Annotated in this window: 5 protein-coding genes, 2 tRNA genes and 1 pseudogene; 7 read left to right on the top strand and 1 reads right to left on the bottom strand. The window is 36.7% G+C overall.

Going from position 1 to position 4,482, the window contains the following annotated elements:
- The first annotated feature begins 115 nt into the window (after positions 1 to 115).
- The 7 genes from AC5I6P_RS00910 to AC5I6P_RS00880 all read left to right on the top strand — a co-directional run bounded on the left by AC5I6P_RS00910 (position 116) and on the right by AC5I6P_RS00880 (position 4,035).
- Positions 116 to 187, top strand: a tRNA-Gly gene (locus tag AC5I6P_RS00910).
- Positions 188 to 335: 148 nt separating this feature from the next.
- The gene (locus AC5I6P_RS00905) at positions 336 to 1,514 is read left to right on the top strand and encodes a tyrosine-type recombinase/integrase (protein WP_495691876.1); all 1,179 of its coding nucleotides are present in this window, start codon (positions 336 to 338) and stop codon (positions 1,512 to 1,514) included.
- Positions 1,515 to 1,522: 8 nt separating this feature from the next.
- Positions 1,523 to 1,768 (top strand): hypothetical protein, encoded by a 246-nt coding sequence (locus tag AC5I6P_RS00900; protein WP_495691875.1) that lies wholly within the window; start codon positions 1,523 to 1,525, stop codon positions 1,766 to 1,768.
- A 67-nt stretch (positions 1,769 to 1,835) separates the two neighbouring features.
- Positions 1,836 to 2,039 carry a hypothetical protein gene (locus AC5I6P_RS00895; protein ID WP_495691874.1) on the top strand — a complete coding sequence of 68 codons (204 nt, stop codon included), beginning with the start codon at positions 1,836 to 1,838 and terminating at the stop codon, positions 2,037 to 2,039.
- A 112-nt stretch (positions 2,040 to 2,151) separates the two neighbouring features.
- Positions 2,152 to 2,445, top strand: a complete 294-nt coding sequence (locus AC5I6P_RS00890; RefSeq protein WP_495691873.1) for a hypothetical protein — start codon at positions 2,152 to 2,154, stop codon at positions 2,443 to 2,445.
- 531 nt (positions 2,446 to 2,976) lie between these two features.
- On the top strand, positions 2,977 to 3,579 hold the full coding sequence (locus AC5I6P_RS00885; RefSeq protein ID WP_495691872.1) for a hypothetical protein: 603 nt from the start codon (positions 2,977 to 2,979) through the stop codon (positions 3,577 to 3,579).
- Between the two features lie 384 nt (positions 3,580 to 3,963).
- Positions 3,964 to 4,035 (top strand) — tRNA-Gly (locus tag AC5I6P_RS00880).
- Positions 4,036 to 4,294: 259 nt separating this feature from the next.
- Here the strand turns inward: AC5I6P_RS00880 and AC5I6P_RS00875 are convergent.
- Positions 4,295 to 4,426 (bottom strand): annotated as a pseudogene (locus tag AC5I6P_RS00875) (transposase); the annotation flags it as partial.
- Positions 4,427 to 4,482: the final 56 nt, after the last annotated feature.

Raw genomic sequence — 4,482 nt, 5'->3', positions numbered from 1 at the left:
AGAGCTAGACATCCCGCCGAATACCAGTTAAATTTCCATACTGAGAATTGCTGGATATTATCTACAAGGCTTGACATTTCGGTTTGAATCGGGCACATTAGTAAATATAGCAAATGCGGGTATAGCTCAGTGGTAGAGCGTCACCTTGCCAAGGTGAATGTCGCGCGTTCGAATCGCGTTACCCGCTTTTTAAAAGAAGACAGCCAGAGCCTATGTTTCATAGGTTTCTAAGTATTAACCTTTCTATAAATCAAAGTCGCCAATCCATTATTCTCTCAGCCCTGAGTCCATTATTGAGTCCAGTACATTTAGGACAGTGTTTGCTGGACTGAATCATGAAGGCTCCTCTGAAGTCTGACAAAGGGAGAGTGGGTGTAGAAATCAGGAATAATACAATCAGACTAAATCTACCTCGTGCCTGGTTTGATGGAGCCCAGAGGAGATTTGCAGTAGGTCTATCAGATTCACATGAAAATAGAATTAGGGCTGAGCAGATAGCTAAACAGATTGAGTTGGACTATTTAGCCCTCACTTTCGATTCAACCTTAGAGAAATATAAGGTTCAGTCAGAGGATAAACCCAAGTTAACTATAGTCAGAGAAAATAAGTCCCTTACTCTCCTAGAACTGTGGACTGAGTACCAGAATTACAAACAACCCACCAGAAAAGAAACTACGCAGAATACTATCGAGTGTTACGGCAAGTTAATTCTGAAAATTAAAGAAGTTGACTGCTCTGATGCTTTGAGAGTTAGAGAGCTTCTACTAAGCATTAGCACCAATCATCAGGTTAAAAGAACTTTAATCGAGTTAAATGCTGCTTTTGAATGGGGTATCAAACATAAACTGATAAGTAGTACTCAGATTTCCCCTTATGCAGGAATGGCTTCTGAATTACCTCGATACAATTTTCAGATAAACCCAAAACCTAATGCCTTCTCTAAGGATGAGATGGATCAAGTCATTCAATCATTTAGGAGTCATAAGGCTTCTAGTGGGGTGTATGGTTATAGCTTCTATGCTCCTTTTGTTGAGTTTCTATTTTTAACTGGCTGTAGAACTAGTGAAGCTGTAAGTCTACGTTGGTTTAATATTTCCTTAGATTGTTCTGAAGTTGAATTTAATGGTTCTCTACTATATGTAAAGAACAGATGGGTTCAAACTAAAGGTTCCAAAAATAATAGGTCTAGAATATTTCCTTGCTCCCCTAGATTAATTCAATTACTTACAGAAATTAAAACTGCGAATACTAAAGATAAACAATTGGTATTCCCTGCTCCAAAAGGTGGCCCTATTAATAAAGACAACTTTGCTCAAAGGGCTTGGAATACGGTAGTTGACCCTATAAAAGCTGATACAACACCCTATAGCTGCCGTGATACTTTCATAACTCAACAACTATTAAAGGGTATTCCTGTTCTTGTAATAGCCAAATGGGTAGATAGCTCAGTTGAAATGATTGAGAAAGTTTATGCAGATTATATTAAGCTTAGAGCTATTAGACCTATTGATTGATAAATCTCATGAAAGTTGAAATCAATTTAGATTGTGACATGAATTTATGTTTAACTTACCTACTTTTAGCAGTATCGGCTGTAGAGATTGAACCTCCTAAGGAAGACAATACGCTTATCTGCTACGAAAGTGGTGATGAAGGTAAGTCTCAAATTATGAAAATCGAAATAACTCCCTCAGAAATTGATGAATTAGATGAGCAGAGAATTAAATGGTATTTACAACGTAAGGATAGTTTAAAGAAGTCCCACTAATAAAATGATTGAATCTGTGGGTGTTGATTACGTTAAACTTAGAGTTATTTGTCTCCCTTGATTAACCATGAAGATTCAAATAAATATCGACATTGAGAATAATCAATATCTTGCCTGTACCCTTTTTGAACTTTCTCTAAGAAAGATTTTAAGTTCGGATGAATCTGCTGATAAAGCTACCGAGTTTGTATTTGAAGATAGAGAACAATATCTTTTCGAACAATTAACGGTTGAAGAACGTCGTTATTTCAAGAAATGGTTCAATAATTAGATCTGTGATTATATTCTGAAAGAAAAGTTAATGGTTGATTTCAAAAGCCGCCCACCTAATTAAGCATCCTTAAATCTAAACTTTGAGAGTAAATAAAACTACTCTCTTTTTTATGTATAACTTCCTGGACTTCTGTATCAGCTTCATCCAATCAATTATTAATACTCTCAAAGTTAATCCATTAATCACCTTAGCTGTTGTCTTCCTATTCGTAGATAAAACCCTATTTATAGCCTTCCTTTCAGCTTCAGTAGGATTTACTATAGGTGTAGTTACTGGACGCTCTGACGGCATTCTAAGTACATTTCAGAGTGATGAGGAGGCGGTAAGAGAATTATTAGATGAGATTAATAATCGCCCCTCTGAATTCTATCTAGATGATGAGGAGACTGATAATTGGAAGTAAAGAAATCTACGTAACTACCTGTAGTTAAGTGATTATCTTGTAACACTTTTAACTTTTGAGACTTAAATGTAACAAAACCCCAATTAATATCTAATTGGGGTTTTTTAATTGCCCACATATGTAGTCATTGTTTTTGGTTTACTAATCTTGTCGGTGAATAAAACCGATCGATTATTAAATACAAAATAAAATGATTAATTTAAAAGATTCTATTCTAAGTAAAAACCTAGGGGTTATTGCAGAACCTTCCGATGAAGCTTGGAATAAAGCCCTTAAGGGAACTGAGTATAATTACTCAGAGACTCTAAAGGGCTTGGCTTAGCTCCTTAAATAATTAAGTCCTCAGATATATTGATCCTTTAGCGAGCCTAATAGACGCCTCTCAGATCACATTTATTAAATGACCAATCGTACTCTCATTTAATTTCAATGGGTTTAAAGCTCATTCTAGAGGGAGTATTTTAATGATTAAGTTCAATCAGCTTTAAGAAATGTTATATTGAGGAGCGTTTCTTCTTTTAGGTCAATTCCATGCCTCGCTCAATTAACGAACTTCATCCAGATGAAAAAACTACAATCGCTCTAGCGACCATTCATTTAGAATTAGCTGGAGATAGTGATGCTTCTAAAACTGTAGCTAAAGATTTTGATGTGAGTCCACGAGGAGTTACAGTGCTCAGAAATAGTGCCCTAGAAGCTATAAAAACATATTTCAGTGGTGAATCCTCTACACCTGCAACAAGTGGTATTGCATCGCAGGAGTTAAAGGCCAGGTTAAGACTGCTCATAGGTTCAGGCAAAGCTAATCCTTCAAATGAATCAAATTCTGAAACTGAATCACCCAGTCCTGAAGAAAAAGAAGAACCTACCAAATTAGAGCCACTTGATTTAGATGAAGTATTTAATGCAATTGTAGAATATAACCGATCAGAGGAAGGTCAATTTAAGATTTACCCTAGCTCTGCAATTCTTTCTCATGTAAGCAATCAAGATAAAAAGTTTGCTGATGCCTGGGCAAAGGAAAATAAAGATAAAACCAAAGCTCTTATTGAAGAATTTAACCTCAATGTCAGAACAAATGTCAGCATTCCTAAAGATATTGACTTGAGGGAGGAGTTAGGTCTAGAAGATTGACCACATTCTACACCCTTACTTTTTGTATTATTCCTGTAGTAGATAAATTACAGGAATATTTTTATGTCTAAGCTAACTTTTGAACAGAAACGTACGTTACTCAGAATGATGATCATTGCTCCAAAAATTGTAGATACCACTTTTATTGTTGGTATTTATTTATGGATTGCCATCAATTTAATTCCTTCATTACTTTTACTTATGCTTTTGTAATTATTAATTTAATTTACCTAAGGATTCTTTGATTGAAAAAACCTCCTTAAATTCCATAGGGAGGTTTTTTAGTTTGAATACTTAAGAAATAATTAAATTTACTTTGAGTCCATTATTGAGTACATCTTATTCTTTCGGTTTGAATCGGGCACATTAGTAAATATAGCAAATGCGGGTATAGCTCAGTGGTAGAGCGTCACCTTGCCAAGGTGAATGTCGCGCGTTCGAATCGCGTTACCCGCTCTTTAAAAGAAGTCCCTGATAGCTTGTAGAAGCATCAATTGTCCTAAAAGTGTCCTAAAGCTGTACGGCTCTATCGTAGCTTAAGTCGCTCTGTGAGCGAGGGTAAATTGTGCTGTTCTCAGCATCTCTTCATGATTTTCTCTTGCAAAATTCCTAGCTTCTGCTTTAATTCGCTACTTCATTGCGCTCGGTAGAAAGTCACCAACCTCCGGCAAAGCCGGAGGCTTGAGAAGGGGAACCGCTCAAAGCGGATTAACCTCTACCATTCATCCGATAACCGCAACTGCTCAATCCGTTGGTCTTCCTGCTCCTGTTCCTGAATATACTGACGAACTGTCCCTTCATCTCGTCCCACCGTTGAAACGTAGTACCCTCGCGCCCAGAAATGCTGCCGGTAATGTCAGGTTAACCGGAATGTAGAATAATCGTACTGGTTCAACGTTGATC

Source organism: Myxacorys sp. (genome assembly GCF_059501405.1).
This window is presented reverse-complemented; position numbering and strand designations above follow the sequence as displayed.

Bases quoted from the DNA above. Each gene is read 5' to 3' on its own strand.
- AC5I6P_RS00890 (WP_495691873.1), top strand. From the start codon at position 2,152: ATGTATAACTTCCTGGACTTCTGTATCAGCTTCATCCAATCAATTATT.
- AC5I6P_RS00905 (WP_495691876.1), top strand. From the start codon at position 336: ATGAAGGCTCCTCTGAAGTCTGACAAAGGGAGAGTGGGTGTAGAAATC.
- AC5I6P_RS00900 (WP_495691875.1), top strand. From the start codon at position 1,523: ATGAAAGTTGAAATCAATTTAGATTGTGACATGAATTTATGTTTAACT.
- AC5I6P_RS00895 (WP_495691874.1), top strand. From the start codon at position 1,836: ATGAAGATTCAAATAAATATCGACATTGAGAATAATCAATATCTTGCC.
- AC5I6P_RS00885 (WP_495691872.1), top strand. From the start codon at position 2,977: ATGCCTCGCTCAATTAACGAACTTCATCCAGATGAAAAAACTACAATC.